Genomic DNA, 21,227 nt, shown 5'->3' with positions numbered 1-21,227 from the left:
GTACCGTTGATGGTGACAGTAATTTTCTGCTCAGTGCCATCAACAGAGTGCACCAGCAGGGTGTCGGTGAGTGACTCACTGGTTTTCAGGCCTTGAATCACCGCTTGTGAATTATCAGCGGTGTAGATCCAATGACCCAAATCATTAATGGAGAGCGTGCCGAATTGGCCTTGCAGGCTTTCAGCAGTGAACTGGGCTTGGCCGTTGTCGGGATCGGTGATGCTTAAATTGCCATCTGCTCGAAGCCCCACTTGATGAACATCTTTATCTTCGGTGAGGTTTGCAGTGCTAGTTCCGCCAATCACCGCCTTATCACCAGCGCCGTTGATGGTGACAGTAATTTTCTGCTCAGTACCATCCACCGAATGCACTAGCAAGGTATCGGTCAGCGACTCGCCCGTTTTCAGGCCTTGAATCACCGTTTGTGAATTGTCAGCTGTGTAGATCCAATGACCCAAATCATTAATGGAGAGCGTGCCGAATTGGCCTTTTAGGCTTTCAGCAGTGAACTGGGCTTGCCCGTTGTCGGGATCGGTGATGCTTAAATTGCCATCTGCTCGAAGCCCCCCTTGATGAACATCTTTATCTTCGGTGAGGTTTGCAGTGCTAGTTCCGCCAATTACCGCCTTATCATCAGTACCGTTGATGGTGACAGTAATTTTCTGCTCAGTACCATCCACCGAATGCACTAGCAAGGTATCGGTCAGCGACTCACCGGTTTTCAGCCCTTGAATTGCAGCTTGAGCATTATCCGCTGTGTAAGTCCAGTGACCCAAATCATTAATGGAGAGTGTGCCGAATTGGCCTTGCAGACTTTCGGCTGTGAACTGTGCTTGGCCGTTATCAACATCAGTGACGCTTAGCACCCCATCCACGCGAAGCTGGCCGTCGTGAACATCTTTATCCTCACTTAACAAACCAGCATAAGATCCTGATATTCTGGCTAAATTATTCTTCCCTTGGATATCAATAGTGACTTGCTGACTAACTGATTGACCTGAACTGTCTGTGACATTGACAATAAATTGCTCAGTTGCTTTATCACCTTGATTGAGAGCTCGTGTATTGGCAGACTGATTATCTAAGTGATATTGCCATTGCCCAGTATTTGGATTAATCGTCAACTGTCCGAAATTACCTTGCCCATTTAAAATCGACCAGTTTGCATTGTCATTATGGTCAACATCAGTTGCCACCAGTTGACCTACAACAGAGTCAACGGTCCCTTGCTCAGTGAGCGAGCCGTGATGACTTCCGGATACTGTTGGAAGATCATTAGTTCCTTCTACATTAATAATTACCAGACTATCGACGTGATTGCCCTCATTGTCTGTAGCAGTAATAACAAATTGCTCAGTATGCTTTTCCCCCTCACTCAATGAGTTGGTATTAACTGAGGTGTTATCGAGATGGTATTGCCATTGCCCAGTAGCAGCATTGATTTGCAAACTGCCAAATTGACCTTGGCTTTTTGCTGATGACCAAATCACTGTCTGACTAGTATCACCGTGAGCAATCAACTTACCTTGAACACTATCTGTTGCACCGTCTTCTTTGACTTGTTGAGTTTGCTGTGGACCATCTACCGTGAGCGACTTTTCATGAGTGACAGTAATTGGTGGTTGGCCATGGGTACCTGGAGTTTGTGCGCCTGGATTGAGTGGTGTTGGCTGAGTGACATGGGCGTAGGATGCAGAATTTGGGGTTGTCGTATCTTGGTCTGGCTGCTGATAATTTTTCTGATTAGTATTAGCTTGGGCTACTTGAATTTGACTGATATCTTCTGTTGCAGTATTGCCCGCTTTAAACGGCTCAGTATTGCCAATTCTTGTTGTTTCGGTTGAACCTGCCTCTTTGATTAATTTACTTTCAGGTGCTACTTGAGGTTCCTTTAACGCGTCATTTGAATGCTCTGCCGATGCTATTTGGCGAGTGCCAGTGTTAGTCTCTGCTTCTTCGCTTTTCTGGTTGGTTATTTGCGACTCATCACTCTTAGTCTGTGGAATTTGATCAGATGGTAAGTTTGGTTTTATTTCCCTATGTGCCAGTGTAGAACTAACCGATTTATCTGCAACAAGATCCTGATTAATACCTACAGTTGTTTGGGCGGTATCTCGAGCTTCTTTTGCTGTCAGCTTTTTGGCTTCAGCGACATTTTTACTGGCCGCAGCCTTTGCTTTTTTATCTCGCTTAGCTTGTTCAATTTGCATGTCCGTGTTGGGCTTATTGACCTGGTTGGTATCCGTTTTTTGCTCACTATTTGGTGGAGTCTTGCCTTGATTGTCTTCCGTCATACTAGCCTCTACCTCTCACCAAATGCTTCATTAATATTAGTAAACACGGGTTTCCACAAATATTGGAAAACACTTTTATCCCCAGTCACTATGTCTGCTTCTCCTGTCATGCCAGGAATTAGTTCAAATTGACCAGGCGTATCTAAAAAGTAGGGTTTTTCGATGGATAATTGCACTTTGTAAAAAACGCCGCCTTTTTCATCTGAATCTGTGCTGGGAGAGATGCGCTTGACGATGCCGTCTAATGCGCCGTAGCGACTGTAATCAAAGGCATCAATTTTAATTCGGGCAGCCTGACCCACTCGTACAAAGCCAATATCTCTTGGTGAGAGCTTAATTTCCATTAGCCCTGTTTTAGTCATAGGAACAATCACTGCAACAGTGCCACCAGGCTGAATCACGCTACCAGTTGAACTAGTAGGAATAGATTGAATAATACCGTCAACAGGAGCGGTAACAGTATTTTGAGACACCAAAGAATCGGAAGATTTAAGCCTTGCAATCACACCCAATAATTCTGCTTGAGTATCAGTTCGTTTTTCTCCGACATCTTTAAACAGTGAGGCTTGTTTCTGCTTTAATTGACGTTCTAAATTAACGAGATTTTTGGAAAGCACTTGTTGCTTACTTTCCATTGACTTAAGCTCACGCACGTAAGAGTCCAACTTTTGTTGTGACTCTAAAATTCGCAGTTTAGATACCGCCTGCTCTTCAGTGACAGACAGCATCATTTCTAAAGTTTGCTTAGCGGTTTGTATTTGATCGCTTAATGGCGGTATTTCTGCTTTTAGGCCGTCAAGCTCTGCTTGAGTCTTATCAATATCCGATTCAGACAATTGCTCCATGGCCGCACGTTCGTCATTCATCCGCTTTAATGACGCCTTATGCAACCTGACTAGTTGAGGATATTCAACGTCAAAATCGCTAAAATCAGCTTCACGATGTTCAATGAATGCATCATAACGCTCAATTCGCATGATTAAATTGGCACGTTTACTGGTGAGTTCTTCTTCTGCTGATAAGCTATCAATGGAGACAAAACTTGCTAAAATATCGCCTTTTTTTACGACATCACCTTCTTCAACAACGACTGAATCAATGGTGCCACCGGCGCGGCTTTGGATCACTTGTCGATGACCTAATGGTACAACTTGCCCTTTAGACTTTGATATTTCTTCAACATCAGTAAAAATCGACCAAATAAGCATACATAAAATAGACCCTGCAATAATCAAGATCACATTACGGATCATTTTTCGTTCTGCCGGTGCTTCAATCGCTTCAGCAAACTCATGCTTAGGCCATATTCTGTTAGCTAATTGACGATTATCCATTGACTGAAGACTCCTGTGCGGCACTTGGTGCAGGCTGTTCTTGGGGCTTTTTGTCTGGAATAGGGCCCGCGTAAACTACTGCTCCTTTATCTAAAATGATGACTTTATCTGCTTGCTGAATTAAGTCTTGATCGTGGCTAGTAAATAATACGGTTGAATGTCCTTTTAGGTTTATTAGCGTATTAATTAATGTGGCTTTAGAGGTTGGGTTTCGATGTGGTAATGGCTCATCAAGCAGCAGTAATGGAGATTGTTTCACTAAGGCCCTAGCGAGATTAATATAGCTACCTTCAATGGCTGAAAGCATGGCGTTATTTTCGCCCAAAAGGTCTACAGATAAATCATTATTGATGCTGTTAAAAAAGCTTTGTCCTCCAGCGGCAACTAGAGCCTGAATGATTTCCTGATCTGTAGCGTTAGGCTTAGCAATACGAATATTTTCGGCCAAGGTACCTGGGAAAATATCAGGTTGCGAAGGGCTATAACCAGCCCACTGCCTAAAAATGGCAGTATCATATTGTTTCAAATTTTTACCGTTGATGGTCACAAAGCCTGCTTGTGCATCTAAAACGCCTAAAGCACTGAGTAATAAAGTTGATTTACCACAAGCATTTGGTCCAATAATGGCCACTAATTCACCTGGTTCAATCTCTACATTTACCCCTGCTAGTGCAGGTTCACCTTCTGCGCTGTATCGAAGCGTGACATGCTGAAAAGCAACTGCTGGTGGCTTACTATTATCTGGTGTATCCAACCTAAGTTCTGACTGCTCGGTATTGGCCTGCATGAACCTATCAAACTGTTTGACCGCAATATCCATCATGGTGAATTTTTGTTTAGAGGAAAATGCTAATTGAGCAGGACCAGTAATACGCCAAATCATCATCACGCAGGCAATTAGTGCCCCCGGAGAGATACTCTGATCTAACACTAAAAATATGCCCGTAAATACAGTAATTAATGCGGTAAAAAGACTAAGTGAATGAGCAACCGCTGCATTTAAGCCATTGCGTTTAGCGTATAAAAAATTCTGTCGACTGTTTTCTCTTGCTTGGCGAATAAACTTTGTTTGCCAGCCTTCGGTATCACCAGCGGCCTTCAATTGCAGTAAGTTTTTAGATAACTCACTCATGGCATTTTGATATTCGCCACTGATTGTCGGAGAGGCTGCCTGTACATAACGAGTTAATAGCTTCATCACAAGGTAATAGAGCAGCAACATACCAAGAGGAATTAAGACTAACCAACCACTTAAAAACATTATGGCGAGTAAGGCGATTAGCGTGAATGGCAAATCCACTAGGCCACCACCACCTGGACCTGACAGCAACATTCTGACTTTTTCAGCATTTCGCATTCGTGCAATATGGTTTGACATTCCGACTCGAGATAGCACCATTAGCGGCATATGAAGCAAACGATAAAAGGTTATTTCAGATAAGTCTCTGGCGAAGCGGTTGCTGGTAGTTGCCAATATTTGTGCCCGCACTAGACGTGTACTAATCAAAACAGCAATGGCCAATGCACTGCCTAATGCAATGCTAGGTAAAATTGAAGACGTTTGACCACCAATAACCCGGTCATACACAGCCATGGTAAATAATGGCACGGCTAGAGCAGTGATACTTGATAGTAAACTGAGCCAAAATACAGGTCGGTACCATTTTGTCCGTTTACTCATTTGCGCGGCAAAAGCCTGTACATTTTGCTTACTGTTTGGCAGTGACTCAATTAGAAAAACATGTGTTTGATCATCCTGCAGACTCAAATCAATCCGTTGCCATGTGTTGTCATTATGCAGTTTTTCAAAAACATCGCCTTGGCGCCTAACAATAAATCCAGCTTCATTTTCAGGTACCACAAGAAATGGATGAATCGCTAAATGGAGGTGTTTAGCTGATGGCTGAACCACTGAAAAGTTAATTTGGTGCTTTTTAAGTAATCGAGAGACCTCAAGGGTGTTCAAGTCATTGTCGCTAGTATCACTAGCAATATTACTGGCTTGAGTATATAACCCTAACTGCTTGAATAGAGTAATGAGCAGTGGTTTAAATTCCAATGTTCCCTGGTTCATGAGCAACTCTCCTTAGCATGGCTTGCAGCTTGGGAAAGCTTTTGTTCAGTAGACGCCTCTATGTGGCCAACGATATCAATGCTTTGATCACTTATTTGACTGAGTTCAGCATAATGTGATGCGGTTACTATCGTCATGTTCTGCTTTAGCTCATTGAGCAGGGAAATCAGGCGACTTTGTGCATCGGCGTCTAACGAAATCATAGGCTCATCTAATAGCAATATTGAAGGTTGCTGAACCACGGCTCGTACTATGGCAATCAGTTTTATTGCCCCTTTATTGAGCATTTGGCTATCACTATCTGCGACGAGGGTTTTGTAGCCATTGGGTAGTTGAGCAATAGCGTTAGTTAACCCTAGACTATCTGCGACAGCCATAGCCTGAGGTTCATATTCAGCCCGAAACATAGTCATATTCTCTAATAAGCTCCCCGCAAACAATGTCGGCCAGGGCGCAACATAAGTAACTGATTGCCTAAACTCTGTTGCGCTATGTTGGTAGATAGGCGTCTCACAAATGGTGATAGTGCCTGATGCTATCTGCTGAAACCCAGCAATCATGCTTAAAATATGGCTTGCATGACTCAAGGGGTTAGATTGAAGATTTACCAAGGTATTGGGTTCAATCTTTGCGGAAAAATTATCTATTACAGTTCCAAGGTTCTGACTACAAACGGCGCTAAATTGAATTGGGCCAAAAGGTAGCTTTTGATGATAGAGGATTTCAGCTTTGAAAGGCTCTGCAGGGACTTCCGTTAAATCATTAACATGCGACATAGCCGTTTGAGCACTGACAAGCCTTGATCGTAAACTAATGATGGCACTTAATGGCGCGATAGCTCTACCAGCTAAAATCGAACAAGCAGCAAGCCCACCAGTTGTGAGAGAGCCATTTAAAACCTCAAGACAACCCAACATTACAAGTATCAGGGTGGTTCCCTGAGATGCACCTTGAATGACCTCTTGGAGTTTGGCTGAAAGCCAGTCTACTCTTTGTTGATTATCCAATCGTTGATAATTGATATTGTTATAAATACCAGACAGTCGGTCTTCAAGTGATAATGCTTTAGCAGTTGTTAAACCTGACAGCACTAAAATTAGCATGCGAGTTCGCTCTGCATCTGACAGGGCTAAATCATGGGTAGCAGAGGCCAATTGCTTACCTATGTAATAAACTAATGCACCTACAACAACCCATACAGCGATTGGAATAAAGACTAAAGGGCCGCCTATATAAGCCACCAGTGCAAGGAAAATTAGTACGAAAGGGAAATCCATCAAAGCAACAATTGCTTGTCCTGAGTAAAGTTCTCGCATACTTGAAATACTAGATAACCCATTGGCGATACGACCTGTCCCCATGCTCTCAACGTGGCGATAATTAGCTTTCATTAACTTATCAACAACATCTGATGTCGTTGATAACTCAAAGTTGGCTGCAGATGCTGCAAGAATCCAGCTACGGCCATACCTCAGTAATAATTCGAGTAAAATAGCTATCGCAACACCAGATACTAATATAGTTGCGGTTCCGTAACCTTGATTAGGCAAAATACGATCATAAATTTGTAGCATGGTGAAGGGCAAAGCGAGCGACAATAAGTTAATAAAAGTCGAAGAAAGAAACAGCTCAGGGAATGCCTTATTTTTAGAAAAAAGCTTAAAGTTTTCCTGCATGTGAAAAATTCCTTTTCTGCGTTCATGGCAAGGTTGCCACCTACTCACTTTATGTCTAATGATTAATCTAAATCAAAAGCTGTAAATTCAACTAGGTGCAGCACTTACAACTAGCAGATTCACTTAAAACTAACAAGGTTCTCCATTAACACTTTAGTATCAATTACACTTTTCAACCAACTGGAATACTACATATATATAAAAAAGAAGGAAAAGAGCATTGACCAAAAACCCTCAAAATCCATACACTTGATAACAATAAAATGGCTAACTGCTTAAAAAGAGACTTAGATAAGCATTTGCACACCTGTCCCCCCCCCATAAAATCAGAATGTTTTAAATAGAGTTTTCCATTTACACTAAAGCAAATGGAGAATCACATGAAGAAGACACGTTTTACTGAAAGCCAAATCATCAATATCCTCAAAGAAGGCGAGTCTGGCGCGCTCACAGTCCCAGAGCTTTGCCGTAAACATAATGTAGGCCAAAGTACCGATTACAAATGGAAATCTAAATACGACGGGATGCAGGTTTCTGATTTAACTCGTATGCGTGAACTCGAAGCCGAGAACGCTAAACTTAAAAAAATGTTCGCGGATGTCAGCTTGCAGAACATGGCACTCAAAGATATTGTTGAAAAAAGCTGTAAAGCCAGCAGAACGAAAGGTATTAGCCTACTATGCCATTCACGAATTTGGTTTAGGTGTTGTGTTGGCTTGTGATGCATTACGTATCAGTCTTTGTACATTTTATTATCAACGCAAGCGTATCGATGATAGAGATATCATTGAGGCCGTATCAAATATGGCTGAGAGTCACAGGGCTTATGGTTTTTGGAAGATTTTTAAACGGCTACGACTCTTAGGCCATAAATGGAACCATAAACGCGTATACCGCATCTATTGTGGTTTGAAGCTTAATTTACGCCGTAAAGGCAATAAGCGCGTACCCACTCGTGAGCCTGAGCCACTGGCTGTTCCGGCAAAAGCTAACGAATGTTGGTCGATGGATTTTATGAGCGACAACTTGTTTTGGGTAAGTCATTTAGAACATTTAATATTATTGATGACTACCATCGTGAAGCGTTAGCTATCGAAGTAGACTCTAGCTTACCAGCACTGCGAGTCATTCGAGTATTGGACCGAATTGCAGCCTACAGGGGATATCCAAAACGATTAAGACAAGATAATGGACCAGAATTTATCTCACATGCACTTGAGATTTAGGCAGACGAACATGGCATCAAGTTAGACTTTATTAAACCCGGGAAACCAACACAAAATGCATATATTGAACGATTTAACCGTACTTACAAAAATGAAGTATTAGATTGTTATTTGTTCAACAGCTTGACTGAAGTAAGAGAAATCACAGATAGTTGGCTTGAAGAATATAACTATGATCGACCACATGAATCACTGAATGATCTACCGCCCAAATTATATGAGCGGCTAAAAAAAGAAAACTCTCTTAAAATATGACCGATATAAGGGATGGTTACAATTTAAGCAATGTAAACTCTCTTGTTTGCCGAAACTAATTTAATTCAGAAGAGAGCTAGACAAGTAGAATTGATCAAACAGTTCAATGAAGTTTTCATACCTTCCATCAATAAAAGCGTATCCAATTTAACGTGTACTTCATGAGGTACCTCATACTCATTTAGCTTAAATTTAATTAACACGAAAACTTACTGAGATGTAATTCACTACGTACAACCAAATTAACAACCAAATTAACAACCAAACAAAAAAGGCTCGTTTCATGAAGAAACGAGCCTTTCAAATCTTTTCAACCAATTTAGTGGTGCGGATGGTGGGACTTGAACCCACACGAGCATAGCTCACCACCCCCTCAAGATGGCGCGTCTACCAATTCCGCCACATCCGCATTTACTAAATTGTATTACAGCGATTAATCAGGGATTTCTGATTCTGACTGAGTGCTAGCTGCAGGTGCTTGTTCAATTTGCTCTGCTGCTGAACCTAGGTCATTCCACTGCTTGTCTTCTGTCTCATGGTTGGCACTAAGGTTACCTAGTGTCAAACTTAACGCGAAGAAACCAACAGCTAAGATTGCTGTGCTACGAGTCAGGAAGTTACCTGAACCGCTTGAGCCAAATAGCGTACCAGACGCACCGGCTCCGAAAGACGAGCCCATGTCGGCTCCCTTTCCTTGTTGGATAAGAATCAGTCCTACAAGACCAATTGCTACCAATAAATAAATTACTATAAGAACTTCGTACATATTACGCGCTCATTGCTATGGTACATAAACTTAAAAACTCGGTAGAGTTTAAGCTAGCACCGCCTATCAGTCCACCATCAACATCAGGTTGGGCAAAAATATCTGCCGCATTATTCGGTGTCACACTGCCACCGTATAGAATTCTAATGTTCTCTCCAATAAATGGAGACACTTCAGAGAGGCGGCTGCGAATAAACGCATGTACTTCTTGAGCCTGCTCTGGTGTAGCGCTCTTACCTGTTCCTACTGCCCATAAAGGTTCGTAGGCGATAATTGCGTTATCAAAAGCCATGGTACCGTTTTTTTCAATAACTACATCTAGCTCTTCAGCAATCACTTCAAATGTGCGTCTTGCTTCACGAGCTGGGCCAGACTCACCAACACATAGTATCGGAGTCAAACCATGTTTCTGTGCAGCTGCAAATTTCTCAGCTACGATATTACTGGTTTCGCCATACATACGACGACGTTCTGAGTGGCCGATAATGACATATCGACAGCCAGCGTCCTTTAACATTTGACCTGAAATTTCACCAGTATAGGCACCAAAGTCATGCTGACTTAAATTCTGGGCACCCATTCTAACAAGCGCACCGTCTAAGGTTTGCTTATTTTGCTCAAGTAGTTGCCTAACACTTTCAAGGTAAATTGAAGGTGGGCATAGAACCACTTCAGCTGAATCATTTTGGAGTTTTGCGGCAAACTTGGTAAATAGCTCTTGCGCAAGAGGCGCATTGCCATTCATTTTCCAGTTTCCTGCGACCATAGGACGTCTTAATGCCATCACTGTCTCCTCTGAAAGCGGCGTGAATAATAGCGAACCACTAGTAAACTTACAATAGATAAAGCCGGAATAATTAAGATAAGTTGTCGAAATGTCTATTTTTTAAACGTAGCGACACTTATCCTAATTTGATTAAGCACAAACTGATTTAACAGCGTCAGCAATTACATTTGCATGGTGTAAAACTTCAGCATGTTCATCCCCCTCAACCATGACTCTGATCAAAGGTTCGGTGCCCGATTTACGCAGTAACACACGGCCTCTTTCGCCAAGTGCTTGCTCAACATCTATTTGAGCCTGTTTTACCTGCTCAGACTCCAATGGATTAGAAGTACCTTCAAAACGGACATTCACCAACACTTGAGGGAGCATGGTCATAGGTGCTACAAGCTGTTCTAATGTGGCTTGCTGGCGACACATTGCCGCTAGCACAAGAATGCCCGCAACAATACCATCTCCCGTTGTGCCATGGGCTAAATCTAAGATATGGCCTGAGTTTTCCCCACCAATACGCCATTGATGCTGCTTTAATAACTCCATGACATAACGATCGCCAACATTGGAGCGCGCAAATGGAATATCCAACTGCTTTAGGGCAAGCTCCAAACCTAAATTAGACATTAAGGTACCGATAACACCACCTTGCAACACACCTCGTTTTTGGGCATCGACAGCTAAGATATACAGAATTTGATCACCATCAATGACTTCACCAAGGTGGTTAACCATCATAATTCGATCGCCATCACCATCTAAAGCGATACCAAGATCAGCTTTCTCAGCTAACACTGTCTCACAAATCTTAGCCATTGAAGTGGCACCGACGTTGTCGTTGATGTTTAAACCATTGGGCTTATCGCCAATAGCGATAACGTGAGCACCAAGCTCTTCAAATACACTCGGCGCAATGTGATATGTTGCGCCATGAGCACAGTCAACTACGATCTTCAAGCCTGACAAGGTGTGTTCAGCTGGGAAGTTGCCCTTACAGTATTCAATGTAACGCCCTGAAGCATCATCTACGCGCTTAGCTTTACCCAGTAGATGTGATTCAACGCACTCAAGTGGTTTTTCAAGCTCAGCTTCAATCTCAAGCTCTAACGCATCATCTAGTTTACTGCCGTCTGTAGAGAAGAACTTAATGCCATTATCATAATAGGGGTTATGTGAAGCACTGATCACTACGCCTGCTTCTGCGCGGAAAGTACGCGTTAGATAAGCAATCGCTGGCGTTGGCATCGGCCCAAGCAGTAACACGTTAAGCCCTGCGGCTGACAAACCTGCTTCTAATGCCGATTCAAAAAGATATCCAGAAATTCGTGTGTCTTTACCAATAATGACTTTTTTGGTGCCACTGCGCGCTAATACACGTCCTGCAGCCCAACCAAGCTTAAGTGCAAGTTCTGGCGTCATTTTACCTGCGCCAACCTTGCCACGGATCCCGTCCGTTCCAAAAAACTGTCTTTGTTTCAACTGTTCCGCCTAAGTGCCATCTCTATCAGAGTCGTCCCCCTTCTCTGATAGATGGTGTTTGCACTGAGTAGTCTATTTATTATTTAAACCAGATATTAGTGGTTCCTTTACATGCTAGCCATTGTAGCAGACATCACTTTTAAAACATCTACCGTTTCAGGCACATCGTGAACGCGAATAATTTGTGCACCTTGCTGTGCCGCTATAAGTGCTCCAGCAAGGCTACCTGCTAATCGTTTTGATACATCTCGTTCAAGTAAGTCACCAATCATACTCTTACGCGACAAACCTATCAGTAGCGGTAAATGCAGCTCATGAAAACGAGGTAAACATGCTAAAATACGATAGTTATGCTCAATGGTTTTACCAAAACCAAATCCTGGGTCCAAAATGAGATTGTCACGTGAGATACCCGCGTCTAAACATGCCACAATACGTTGTTCAAAAAAGTGAATCACATCATCAATTACATCTAAATATTCAGGCGAGTCTTGCATGGTTTCAGGAGAGCCTTGCATATGCATTAAGCAAACAGGCACCGCAAGCTTTGCTGCCATTGCTAATGCACCGGGCTCTTGTAGAGCACGTACATCATTAATCATGTTTGCGCCAGCTTGTACCGCTTGCTCCATAACCTCTGGCTTACTGGTGTCGATAGAAATCCAAACATCATGATTTTCAGCGATATGCTTGATAATAGGAATAACGCGCTCAAGCTCCTGCTCTATGCTAACAGGCGTTGCACCAGGTCGTGTTGATTCACCACCTACATCAATAAACACAGCCCCTTCAGCCACCATAAGGTCAACATGTTTGCAAGCTCGCTCAAAGCTTGAGAACTCACCGCCATCTGAAAATGAATCAGGCGTAACATTGACAATTCCCATCACTTGAGGGGATGTTAACTCCAGTTGTTTATCTGCACTTTTTAATTGAAACACTATCTTTCCTACCTATCATCCATACGCTGACACATGCATTTATTTGTATATGTGCGTACACAAAGAAGTTTGCGAATTTAAACTTAACTTGTATTAATTACGCATCAGAAACAAGAAAACCCCTCTCGGGGTTTTCTTCATCTTAATTACCATGCTTACTTAGCTGGTGTTTCACCGGCATCATCTGCATTTGTATCAGGTGTATTTTCCTGTTTGATTTCATCTTCTGATGATTGCTTTGCTTCAGGCTCAACCGCTTTTTCAGGCTTATTCCCGTTGCTGTCATCAGATGAATCATCTACCTGCCAATCTGCAGGCTGACGCACTTCACGGCGATTCATCAAATCGTCAATTTGATTAGAGTCAATGGTCTCATACTTCATCAATGCTTCTTTCATCGCATGGAGGATATCCATGTTATCAGACAGCATTTGATTCGCACGCTCATAGTTCTTATCAATGAATACTTTCACTTCAGAGTCAATCAACGCTGCAGTGTCACCTGACATTGCTTTAGCTTTGCCCATGCTACGACCTAAGAATACTTCACCTTCTTCTTCGGCATATAGCAAAGGACCTAACTTGTCAGAGAAGCCCCACTGGGTAACCATATTACGTGCAATAGAAGTTGCATACTTAATGTCTTGTGAAGCACCGGTAGAGACTTTTTCACTGCCGTAAATCAACTCTTCTGCGATACGTCCGCCATAGGCAACTGAGATTTGAGATTCAAGCTTGCGTCGGCTCTGACTAATAGCGTCAGCTTCAGGCAAGAAGAATGTCACACCCAATGCACGTCCACGTGGAATAATCGTGACCTTATGCACAGGGTCATGCTCAGGTACTAAACAACCCACGATAGCATGACCTGCTTCATGGTAAGCCGTCATTTCTTTTTCGTCTTCAGACATCACCATTGAGCGGCGCTCTGCACCCATCATGATTTTATCTTTAGCACGCTCAAACTCTTCCATGCCCACCATGCGGCGATTACCACGGGCGGCAAACAGTGCTGCTTCGTTAACGAGGTTAGCTAAATCTGCACCAGAGAAACCAGGCGTACCACGCGCAATAACACTGGCTTTAACATCATCACCAATTGGCACTTTACGCATATGAACTTTAAGAATTTGCTCACGACCACGAACATCAGGTAAACCAACCACAACTTGACGGTCAAAACGACCTGGACGAAGTAGTGCTGAGTCTAAAACATCTGGACGGTTAGTCGCTGCGATGACGATGATACCTTCGTTACCTTCAAAGCCATCCATTTCAACTAGCATTTGGTTCAGGGTTTGTTCACGTTCATCGTGTCCACCACCTAAACCTGCGCCACGTTGACGACCGACGGCATCGATTTCATCGATAAAGATGATACAAGGCGCTGACTTTTTGGCTTGTTCGAACATGTCACGTACACGTGATGCACCCACACCAACGAACATTTCAACAAAGTCTGAACCCGAAATGGTAAAGAACGGTACTTTTGACTCACCGGCAATCGCTTTTGCAAGTAAGGTTTTACCTGTACCTGGTGGTCCCACCATCAATACACCTGTTGGAATGCGGCCACCAAGCTTCTGGAATTTAGTTGGATCACGTAAATAATCTACTAACTCTTTCACTTCTTCTTTGGCTTCATCACAACCTGCGACATCAACAAAAGTGGTTTTAATTTGGTCTTCACTCATTAGCTTGGCTTTGCTTTTACCAAAGGACATTGCGCCTTTGCCACCGCCACCTTGCATTTGGCGCATGAAGAAAATCCATACACCGATAAGGAGTAACATTGGGAACCAAGAAATAAAGATTTGGGTTAAGAAGCTTGATTCTTCTGCTTCTTGCCCTTTCATGGAGATACCTTTGCGATCAAGATCATTAATTAAATCTTGGTCATACATCGGCATAATGGTGACAAACTGTTCACCATTACGTTTTGTTCCCTCAATGGTGCGTTGGTCGCTTTTTACTTCAACCTTACTGATTTGGCCATTACGCACATTGTCTAAGAATAACGAATAATCCATCTTCTGCGAATTCGAAGAAGAGGGGGAATAACCCTGAAATACCGACATCAGCACAACGGCGATGACGACCCAGAGTATTAAATTTTTTGCCATGTCACTCAAAATTACTAGACCTCTTGACAGTCCTGAGATTGTTAACGTTAGACTACTACAACTTGTAACCAGTCGCCACTAAGTAAACCTCTCTAGAGCGAGCCCTAGAAGAATCAGGTTTACGGGTTTTTACTACTTTAAAAGCCTGCTTAACTGCTTTCATGTATTCATCAAAGCCCTCCCCCTGAAAGACTTTAACGGCAAAACAGCCATTAGGCGCTAATACTTGATGACACATATCAAGCGCCAACTCAACCAAATACATTGCTCTTGGTTGATCAACTGCGCCTGAACCACTCATATTAGGCGCCATGTCGGATAGTACCACATCCACTTTGTCTTCACCTACACGCTCAAGCAATGCTTCCAGTACTTTATCTTCGCGAAAATCTCCTTGCAGGAAATCTACGCCAGCCATTGGGTCCATCGGTAAAATATCACACGCAATGACTTTACCTTTGTCTCCAACCAACTTTACCGCGACTTGTGACCAGCCACCTGGGGCAGCGCCTAAATCAACTACGGTCATAGCTGGCTTGATAAGGTGATCTTTTTCTTGTAACTCCTCAAGCTTAAAAGCGGCACGCGAACGCAAGCCTCTTTTTTGCGCCAGTTTTACATAGTGATCATCAAAATGTTCTTGCATCCAACGAGCCGAACTCGCTGTACGTTTTTTAGCTGCCATTCAAAATCCGCAACAATTTAAAGTTACATAAGCTGTATATAAGGGTAGAATAGCGGTTTTTCAACAGTAACTCAGAAAAAGTTGGTATAAATGAACTTAACAACCAAACAAAAGCAGCATTTAAAAGCACTGGCGCATAACTTAAAGCCAGTTGTACTGCTTGGTGCCAATGGATTGACTGAAGGTGTACTGGCTGAAATTGATAGCGCACTTAATCACCACGAACTGATTAAAGTAAAAGTTGCCTCTACGGACAGAGAACTAAAAAATGCCATCGTTGACGCCATTGTACGTGAGACTCAGTCTACGAAAGTGCAACTAATCGGTCATGTACTGATCCTCTTCCGTCAATCAGAAGAGATGAAAATTGCTCTACCAAGAGCTAAATAAACCACCTTTGTGTTAAACACACAGTGTTGTACAAAAAAACCACTGCCATGCAGTGGTTTTTTGTTTCGGCACTCAAAATGAACTAGACGTAATCCACTTTTAAGATTTCATAGTCTGTCATACCACCGGGTGTGGTAATCGATACTTCATCACCTTCATTTTTGCCAATTAAGCCACGTGCGATAGGTGAGTTAACTGAAATCAAGTTTTGTTTAATATCAGCTTCATCATCACCCACGATGCGGTAGGTCACTTCGTCATCAGTATCCACATTGACGATAGTAACTGTCACACCAAAGATAACGCGGCCCGTGTTTTCCATCTTGGTCACATCAATGATCTGCGCGTTAGATAACTTACCTTCAATGTCACGAATACGCGCTTCACAGATCCCCTGCTCTTCACGTGCTGCATGGTATTCAGCATTTTCTTTTAAATCACCCAGCTCACGAGCTGAAGCAATGGCTTCAGTAATTTTTGGACGACGTTCAAATTTAAGTACATCTAACTCTTTACGTAGCTGATCAGCACCAACGACTGTCATAGGTACTTTATTCATAATGTTTTTGTCTCCTTTCAAAACAAAAGCATCCCGTGCCGAATAAATTCAACACAGTAAATACAGTTGGGAGTATAGGATCTGGCACGTCACATGGGACGCAGTCCTGCTCATGATTATTGATGACAGCTTACCTAAGCTCAGCCGAAGTTGCTAGAGCCTGATAGCTTTTCACTCGACAATAATAAAAAAAGGCCACATATTTGTGGCCTTTTTCATCAAATTGACATGATTAGCCGGTAATGCGCTTATGTAACTCTTGTACAGAGTTTACATTGCTACGGTCATCAGCTGAATGCGCCATACAAGTAGCGAATGCTGCATTCAAGGTTGTGGTGTAGTTCACCTTGTAACGTAGTGCGCCGCGGCGGATTTGACGTGAGTCTTCAATCGCCTGACGACCTTCAGTGGTGTTAATAATGTAGGTGTACTCATCATTCTTAATACGGTCAAGAATATGAGGACGACCTTCATGTACTTTATTCACTAGGCGAGGGTTAATTCCCGCTTCACCTAATACCACTGCAGTGCCGTGTGTTGCATCGATTTCATAACCAAGCTCAATTAACTGAGCAGCTAACTCGGCAACGCGCTTCTTATCACTGTTACGCACAGAAATTAACGCACGACCTGACTTAGGCACTTCAGCTGTCGCACCTAGCTGTGCTTTAGCATAAGCTTCAGCGAAGGTTTCACCTACGCCCATGACTTCACCCGTTGAGCGCATTTCTGGGCCTAGTAGTGGGTCAACACCTGGGAACTTATTAAATGGCAATACCACTTCTTTAACCGAGAAGTATGGTGGAATCACTTCTTGGGTAAAGTTTTGATCTAGTAAGCTTTGGCCAGCCATCACACGTGCTGCAATCTTGGCAAGTGGCACACCAGTTGCCTTAGACACAAATGGCACAGTACGTGCTGCACGTGGGTTAACTTCAATCATATAGATTTCGTTATTCTTCACGGCAAACTGTACATTCATCAAGCCAATAACACCCAGCTCAAAGGCTAGCTTGCCAACTTGCATACGCATTTGTGACTGAATATCAGCACTTAAGCTATAAGGTGGTAATGAACAACCTGAGTCACCTGAGTGAACACCCGCTTGCTCAATGTGCTCCATGATAGCGCCAACAACCACGGTTTCACCGTCACATACAGCATCGATATCAACTTCAATCGCATCATCTAGGAAGTGGTCAAGTAATACTGGTGAAGAATTAGATACGCTAACCGCTTCATTGAAGTAACGCAGTAAGTCTTGCTTGTCATATACGATTTCCATCGCACGGCCACCCAGTACATATGATGGACGAACAACTAACGGATAACCGATATTTTCAGCTTCAATCACCGCACCTTCAACCGTAGTCACTGTTGCGTTTTCTGGCTGTTTCATACCTAAACGCACAATCGCTTGCTGGAAACGCTCACGATCTTCTGCACGGTCAATCGCATCAGGGCTTGTACCGATAATAGGTACGCCAGCAGCTTCTAATTCACGAGCAAGTTTCAATGGTGTTTGACCACCATAGTGAACAATCACCCCTTTAGGCTGCTCGATACGGACAATTTCTAAGACGTCTTCAAGCGTCACTGGCTCGAAGTACAGACGGTCAGACGTGTCATAGTCAGTTGATACCGTTTCAGGGTTACAGTTAACCATGATAGTTTCGTAACCATCTTCGCGCAGTGCAAGAGCTGCATGAACACAACAGTAGTCAAACTCGATACCTTGACCAATACGGTTAGGACCACCACCAAGCACCATGATTTTGTCACGGTTAGAAGGCGCTGCTTCACACTCTTCCTCATAAGTAGAGTACATGTAAGCCGTATCAGTTGAGAATTCCGCTGCACAGGTATCAACACGCTTATAAACTGGGTAAATTTCGTGACGCTGACGTAATTTACGAACTTCAGTCTCACTGACGCCTAACACTGAAGCAAGACGTGCATCAGAGAAACCTTTACGCTTTAACTGACGTAAAAAATCTTGATTTAGACCTGACAGACCCACTTCAGACACTTTACCTTCGAGGGCAATCAAGTCTTCAATTTGGATCAAGAACCAGTGGTCAATGTTAGTTAATGTGAAGATATCATCACGAGATAAGCCTGCACGGAATGCATCAGCAATGTACCAAATACGGTCACAACCCGGCTCTTTTAGCTCATGACGAATTTTCTGTAGTGTTTCCGCTGCAGTTAAATCACCTGAAATTGAATCTAAGCCGTTACGACCCACTTCTAATCCACGCAATGCTTTTTGCATCGACTCTTGGAAAGTACGGCCAATGGCCATCACTTCACCAACAGATTTCATCTGAGTGGTTAGACGGTCGTTAGATCCCGCAAACTTTTCAAAGTTAAAGCGTGGTACTTTAGTCACAACGTAGTCAATTGCTGGCTCAAATGATGCTGGTGTTTTACCACCTGTAATATCATTGCTTAACTCATCAAGCGTGAAGCCCACAGCCAGTTTGGCAGCGATTTTAGCAATTGGGAAACCGGTTGCTTTTGATGCAAGTGCAGATGAACGCGAAACACGCGGGTTCATCTCAATGATCACCATACGGCCAGTGTTCGGGCAAATACCAAACTGAACGTTTGAGCCACCGGTTTCAACACCAATTTCACGCAATACCGCTAAAGAAGCGTTACGCATGATTTGATATTCTTTGTCGGTTAAGGTTTGTGCTGGAGCAACTGTAATTGAGTCACCCGTATGCACACCCATAGGGTCAAAGTTTTCGATAGCACACACAATAATACAATTATCATTGCGGTCACGAACCACTTCCATCTCGTACTCTTTCCAACCAATTAATGATTCATCAATCAATAATTCTTTAGTTGGTGATAGGTCTAAACCACGAGAACAGATTTCTTCAAACTCTTCCTTGTTGTATGCGATACCACCGCCACTACCACCCATGGTGAAAGATGGGCGGATAATACAAGGGAAGCCAACTTGGTCTAATACTTTGTAAGCATCTTCCATGCTGTGTGCAATACCAGCACGTGGACAATCAAGGCCAATTGATTTCATGGCGGTGTCAAAGCGGCTGCGATCTTCTGCCTTGTCGATCGCGTCAGCTGTCGCGCCAATCATTTCAACACCAAACTCTTTTAATACGCCTTTTTCTTCAAGCATAAGTGCACAGTTAAGTGCCGTTTGGCCGCCCATTGTTGGCAATACTGCATCTGGACGTTCTTTTTCAATAATATTGCGAACAACTTCCCAGTGGATTGGCTCGATGTAAGTCGCATCAGCCATTTCTGGGTCAGTCATAATGGTTGCTGGGTTAGAGTTAACTAGAATAACTCGATAACCTTCTTCACGTAGGGCTTTACATGCTTGTGCGCCTGAATAGTCAAACTCACAGGCTTGGCCAATTACAATTGGACCAGCACCTAGGATAAGAATACTTTTAATATCGGTACGTTTTGGCATTGCTTCAATCTTCTCCTGGGTAACTTAACTATTTAGCGCTTTGACGATATTGCTCAATTAATTCGATAAAGTGATCGAATAATGGCGCAGCGTCATGTGGTCCAGGGCTCGCTTCTGGGTGGCCTTGGAAACTAAATGCAGGCTTATCAGTTAAGTGGATTCCCTGCAAAGAGCCATCAAATAATGACTTATGGGTCACTTTAATGTTCTCTGGCAGTGATGCTTCATCAGCGGCAAAACCATGGTTTTGGCTGGTAATCATCACATTACCTTGTTCAAGGTTACTTACAGGGTGGTTAGCACCATGGTGACCAAACTTCATTTTCAGTGTTTTTGCACCTGAAGCCAGCGCCAATAATTGGTGACCTAAACAAATCCCGAATACAGGGATATTTGTTTTTAGAATTTCTTGAATCGCAGCAATGGCGTAATCACATGGTTCTGGGTCGCCAGGGCCATTTGATAGGAATACACCATCAGGGTTCATCGCTAATACTTCAGCAGCAGACGTTTTAGCTGGCACAACAGTGACATCACAACCACGGTCAACCAACATACGTAAAATATTACGCTTTACACCATAATCATACGCGACAATTTTGTATTTCAGTTCTGCTTCAGGCGTATCTGATGGTAAACCACCGACCAGCTTCCAGCTGCCTGAGCGCCATGAATATGTCTTGTCTGTTGTGACTTCTTTAGCAAGGTCCATACCTTTCAAGCCAGGGAAAGCTTTAGCCTGCTCAAGTGCTTTATCAGCATCAACATCACCAGCCATGATACAACCGGCTTGTGCGCCTTTTTCACGTAAGATACGGGTTAGCTTACGCGTATCAATATCTGCAATACCAACAATATTGTTAGCCTTGAGATATTCACTTAATGATTGTTCATTACGGAAGTTACTGGCAATGAGAGGTAAATCTCTGATGATTAATCCGCAAGCATGAACTGCTGTTGATTCAACATCTTCACCATTGGTTCCTGTGTTACCGATATGTGGGTAAGTCAGGGTCACCATTTGGCGAGAGTAGGAAGGATCCGTTAATATCTCTTGATAACCTGTCATTGAAGTGTTAAAAACAACTTCACCAACAGACATCCCTTGTGCACCAATTGCTGTGCCTGAGAATACGGTTCCATCTTCGAGTACGAGTAAGGCAGACTGTGTCAACGCGACCTCCAAATAG

General features: G+C 43.1%; 14 protein-coding genes, 1 tRNA gene and 1 pseudogene. 2 read left to right on the top strand and 14 right to left on the bottom strand.

Going from position 1 to position 21,227, the window contains the following annotated elements; translation table 11 throughout:
• The 4 genes from ACHUGF_RS09335 to ACHUGF_RS09320 all read right to left on the bottom strand — a co-directional run.
• The coding region (locus ACHUGF_RS09335; RefSeq protein ID WP_394130624.1) for a VCBS domain-containing protein at positions 1 to 2,294 on the bottom strand (2,294 nt) is incomplete at its 3' end.
• 8 nt (positions 2,295 to 2,302) lie between these two features.
• Positions 2,303 to 3,628, bottom strand: coding sequence for an HlyD family type I secretion periplasmic adaptor subunit (locus tag ACHUGF_RS09330; RefSeq protein WP_394130623.1), 1,326 nt, complete (start codon positions 3,626 to 3,628; stop codon positions 2,303 to 2,305).
• Positions 3,621 to 5,702, bottom strand: coding sequence for an ATP-binding cassette domain-containing protein (locus ACHUGF_RS09325; protein ID WP_394130621.1), 2,082 nt, complete (start codon positions 5,700 to 5,702; stop codon positions 3,621 to 3,623). Before ACHUGF_RS09325 ends, ACHUGF_RS09330 begins: the two co-directional genes overlap by 8 nt.
• The gene (locus ACHUGF_RS09320; protein WP_394130620.1) at positions 5,699 to 7,378 is read right to left on the bottom strand and encodes an ABC transporter transmembrane domain-containing protein; all 1,680 of its coding nucleotides are present in this window, start codon (positions 7,376 to 7,378) and stop codon (positions 5,699 to 5,701) included. The genes ACHUGF_RS09325 and ACHUGF_RS09320 overlap by 4 nt, the downstream gene beginning before the upstream one ends.
• Before the next feature lie 380 nt (positions 7,379 to 7,758).
• On the opposite strand from ACHUGF_RS09320, the pseudogene ACHUGF_RS09315 reads away from it, so the two are divergent.
• Positions 7,759 to 8,859, top strand: a pseudogene (locus ACHUGF_RS09315) (IS3 family transposase).
• A gap of 323 nt (positions 8,860 to 9,182) precedes the next feature.
• Here ACHUGF_RS09315 and ACHUGF_RS09310 read toward each other — a convergent pair.
• The 7 genes from ACHUGF_RS09310 to rlmE form a co-directional block, all read right to left on the bottom strand.
• Positions 9,183 to 9,268 (bottom strand) — tRNA-Leu (locus ACHUGF_RS09310).
• A 24-nt stretch (positions 9,269 to 9,292) separates the two neighbouring features.
• Positions 9,293 to 9,625 (bottom strand): preprotein translocase subunit SecG, encoded by a 333-nt coding sequence (gene secG / locus ACHUGF_RS09305; RefSeq protein WP_394130618.1) that lies wholly within the window; start codon positions 9,623 to 9,625, stop codon positions 9,293 to 9,295.
• A gap of 1 nt (position 9,626) precedes the next feature.
• Entirely contained in the window at positions 9,627 to 10,409 is a 783-nt protein-coding gene (gene tpiA, locus ACHUGF_RS09300; protein ID WP_394130617.1) for a triose-phosphate isomerase, read from the bottom strand.
• A 132-nt stretch (positions 10,410 to 10,541) separates the two neighbouring features.
• Positions 10,542 to 11,882, bottom strand: coding sequence for a phosphoglucosamine mutase (glmM, locus tag ACHUGF_RS09295; RefSeq protein ID WP_394130615.1), 1,341 nt, complete (start codon positions 11,880 to 11,882; stop codon positions 10,542 to 10,544).
• Positions 11,883 to 11,989: 107 nt separating this feature from the next.
• Positions 11,990 to 12,769, bottom strand: coding sequence for a dihydropteroate synthase (gene folP / locus ACHUGF_RS09290; protein WP_394130641.1), 780 nt, complete (start codon positions 12,767 to 12,769; stop codon positions 11,990 to 11,992).
• Between the two features lie 209 nt (positions 12,770 to 12,978).
• Positions 12,979 to 14,955 (bottom strand): ATP-dependent zinc metalloprotease FtsH, encoded by a 1,977-nt coding sequence (gene ftsH / locus ACHUGF_RS09285; protein ID WP_394130614.1) that lies wholly within the window; start codon positions 14,953 to 14,955, stop codon positions 12,979 to 12,981.
• 46 nt (positions 14,956 to 15,001) lie between these two features.
• Positions 15,002 to 15,631, bottom strand: a complete 630-nt coding sequence (gene rlmE / locus ACHUGF_RS09280) for a 23S rRNA (uridine(2552)-2'-O)-methyltransferase RlmE (RefSeq protein ID WP_394130613.1) — start codon at positions 15,629 to 15,631, stop codon at positions 15,002 to 15,004.
• A 90-nt stretch (positions 15,632 to 15,721) separates the two neighbouring features.
• Here rlmE and yhbY point away from each other — a divergent pair, with 90 nt between their 5' ends.
• Entirely contained in the window at positions 15,722 to 16,021 is a 300-nt protein-coding gene (yhbY, locus tag ACHUGF_RS09275; RefSeq protein WP_394130611.1) for a ribosome assembly RNA-binding protein YhbY, read from the top strand.
• A gap of 82 nt (positions 16,022 to 16,103) precedes the next feature.
• Here the strand turns inward: yhbY and greA are convergent, their stop codons facing one another.
• The 3 genes from greA to carA form a co-directional block, all read right to left on the bottom strand.
• Positions 16,104 to 16,580, bottom strand: a complete 477-nt coding sequence (greA, locus tag ACHUGF_RS09270) for a transcription elongation factor GreA (RefSeq protein ID WP_394130609.1) — start codon at positions 16,578 to 16,580, stop codon at positions 16,104 to 16,106.
• A gap of 232 nt (positions 16,581 to 16,812) precedes the next feature.
• The gene (carB, locus tag ACHUGF_RS09265) at positions 16,813 to 20,037 is read right to left on the bottom strand and encodes a carbamoyl-phosphate synthase large subunit (RefSeq protein ID WP_394130608.1); all 3,225 of its coding nucleotides are present in this window, start codon (positions 20,035 to 20,037) and stop codon (positions 16,813 to 16,815) included.
• Positions 20,038 to 20,065: 28 nt separating this feature from the next.
• Entirely contained in the window at positions 20,066 to 21,223 is a 1,158-nt protein-coding gene (gene carA, locus ACHUGF_RS09260; protein WP_394130607.1) for a glutamine-hydrolyzing carbamoyl-phosphate synthase small subunit, read from the bottom strand.
• Positions 21,224 to 21,227: the final 4 nt, after the last annotated feature.

The sequence above is a fragment of the Shewanella maritima genome, from assembly GCF_043643735.1.
GTDB classification, from domain to species: Bacteria; Pseudomonadota; Gammaproteobacteria; order Enterobacterales; family Shewanellaceae; genus Shewanella; species Shewanella maritima_A.
The sequence above is the reverse complement of the archived record's forward strand: the minus strand, read 5'-3'. Positions and strand labels throughout refer to the sequence as shown.

What these genes read in the sequence shown, in the direction of transcription:
- ACHUGF_RS09330 (WP_394130623.1), bottom strand. Translation starts at nt 3,628, where the DNA reads ATGGATAATCGTCAATTAGCTAACAGAATATGGCCTAAGCATGAGTTT.
- ACHUGF_RS09325 (WP_394130621.1), bottom strand. Translation starts at nt 5,702, where the DNA reads ATGAACCAGGGAACATTGGAATTTAAACCACTGCTCATTACTCTATTC.
- ACHUGF_RS09320 (WP_394130620.1), bottom strand. Translation starts at nt 7,378, where the DNA reads ATGCAGGAAAACTTTAAGCTTTTTTCTAAAAATAAGGCATTCCCTGAG.
- secG (WP_394130618.1), bottom strand. Translation starts at nt 9,625, where the DNA reads ATGTACGAAGTTCTTATAGTAATTTATTTATTGGTAGCAATTGGTCTT.
- tpiA (WP_394130617.1), bottom strand. Translation starts at nt 10,409, where the DNA reads ATGGCATTAAGACGTCCTATGGTCGCAGGAAACTGGAAAATGAATGGC.
- folP (WP_394130641.1), bottom strand. Translation starts at nt 12,769, where the DNA reads ATGGGAATTGTCAATGTTACGCCTGATTCATTTTCAGATGGCGGTGAG.
- rlmE (WP_394130613.1), bottom strand. Translation starts at nt 15,631, where the DNA reads ATGGCAGCTAAAAAACGTACAGCGAGTTCGGCTCGTTGGATGCAAGAA.
- yhbY (WP_394130611.1), top strand. Translation starts at nt 15,722, where the DNA reads ATGAACTTAACAACCAAACAAAAGCAGCATTTAAAAGCACTGGCGCAT.
- greA (WP_394130609.1), bottom strand. Translation starts at nt 16,580, where the DNA reads ATGAATAAAGTACCTATGACAGTCGTTGGTGCTGATCAGCTACGTAAA.
- carB (WP_394130608.1), bottom strand. Translation starts at nt 20,037, where the DNA reads ATGCCAAAACGTACCGATATTAAAAGTATTCTTATCCTAGGTGCTGGT.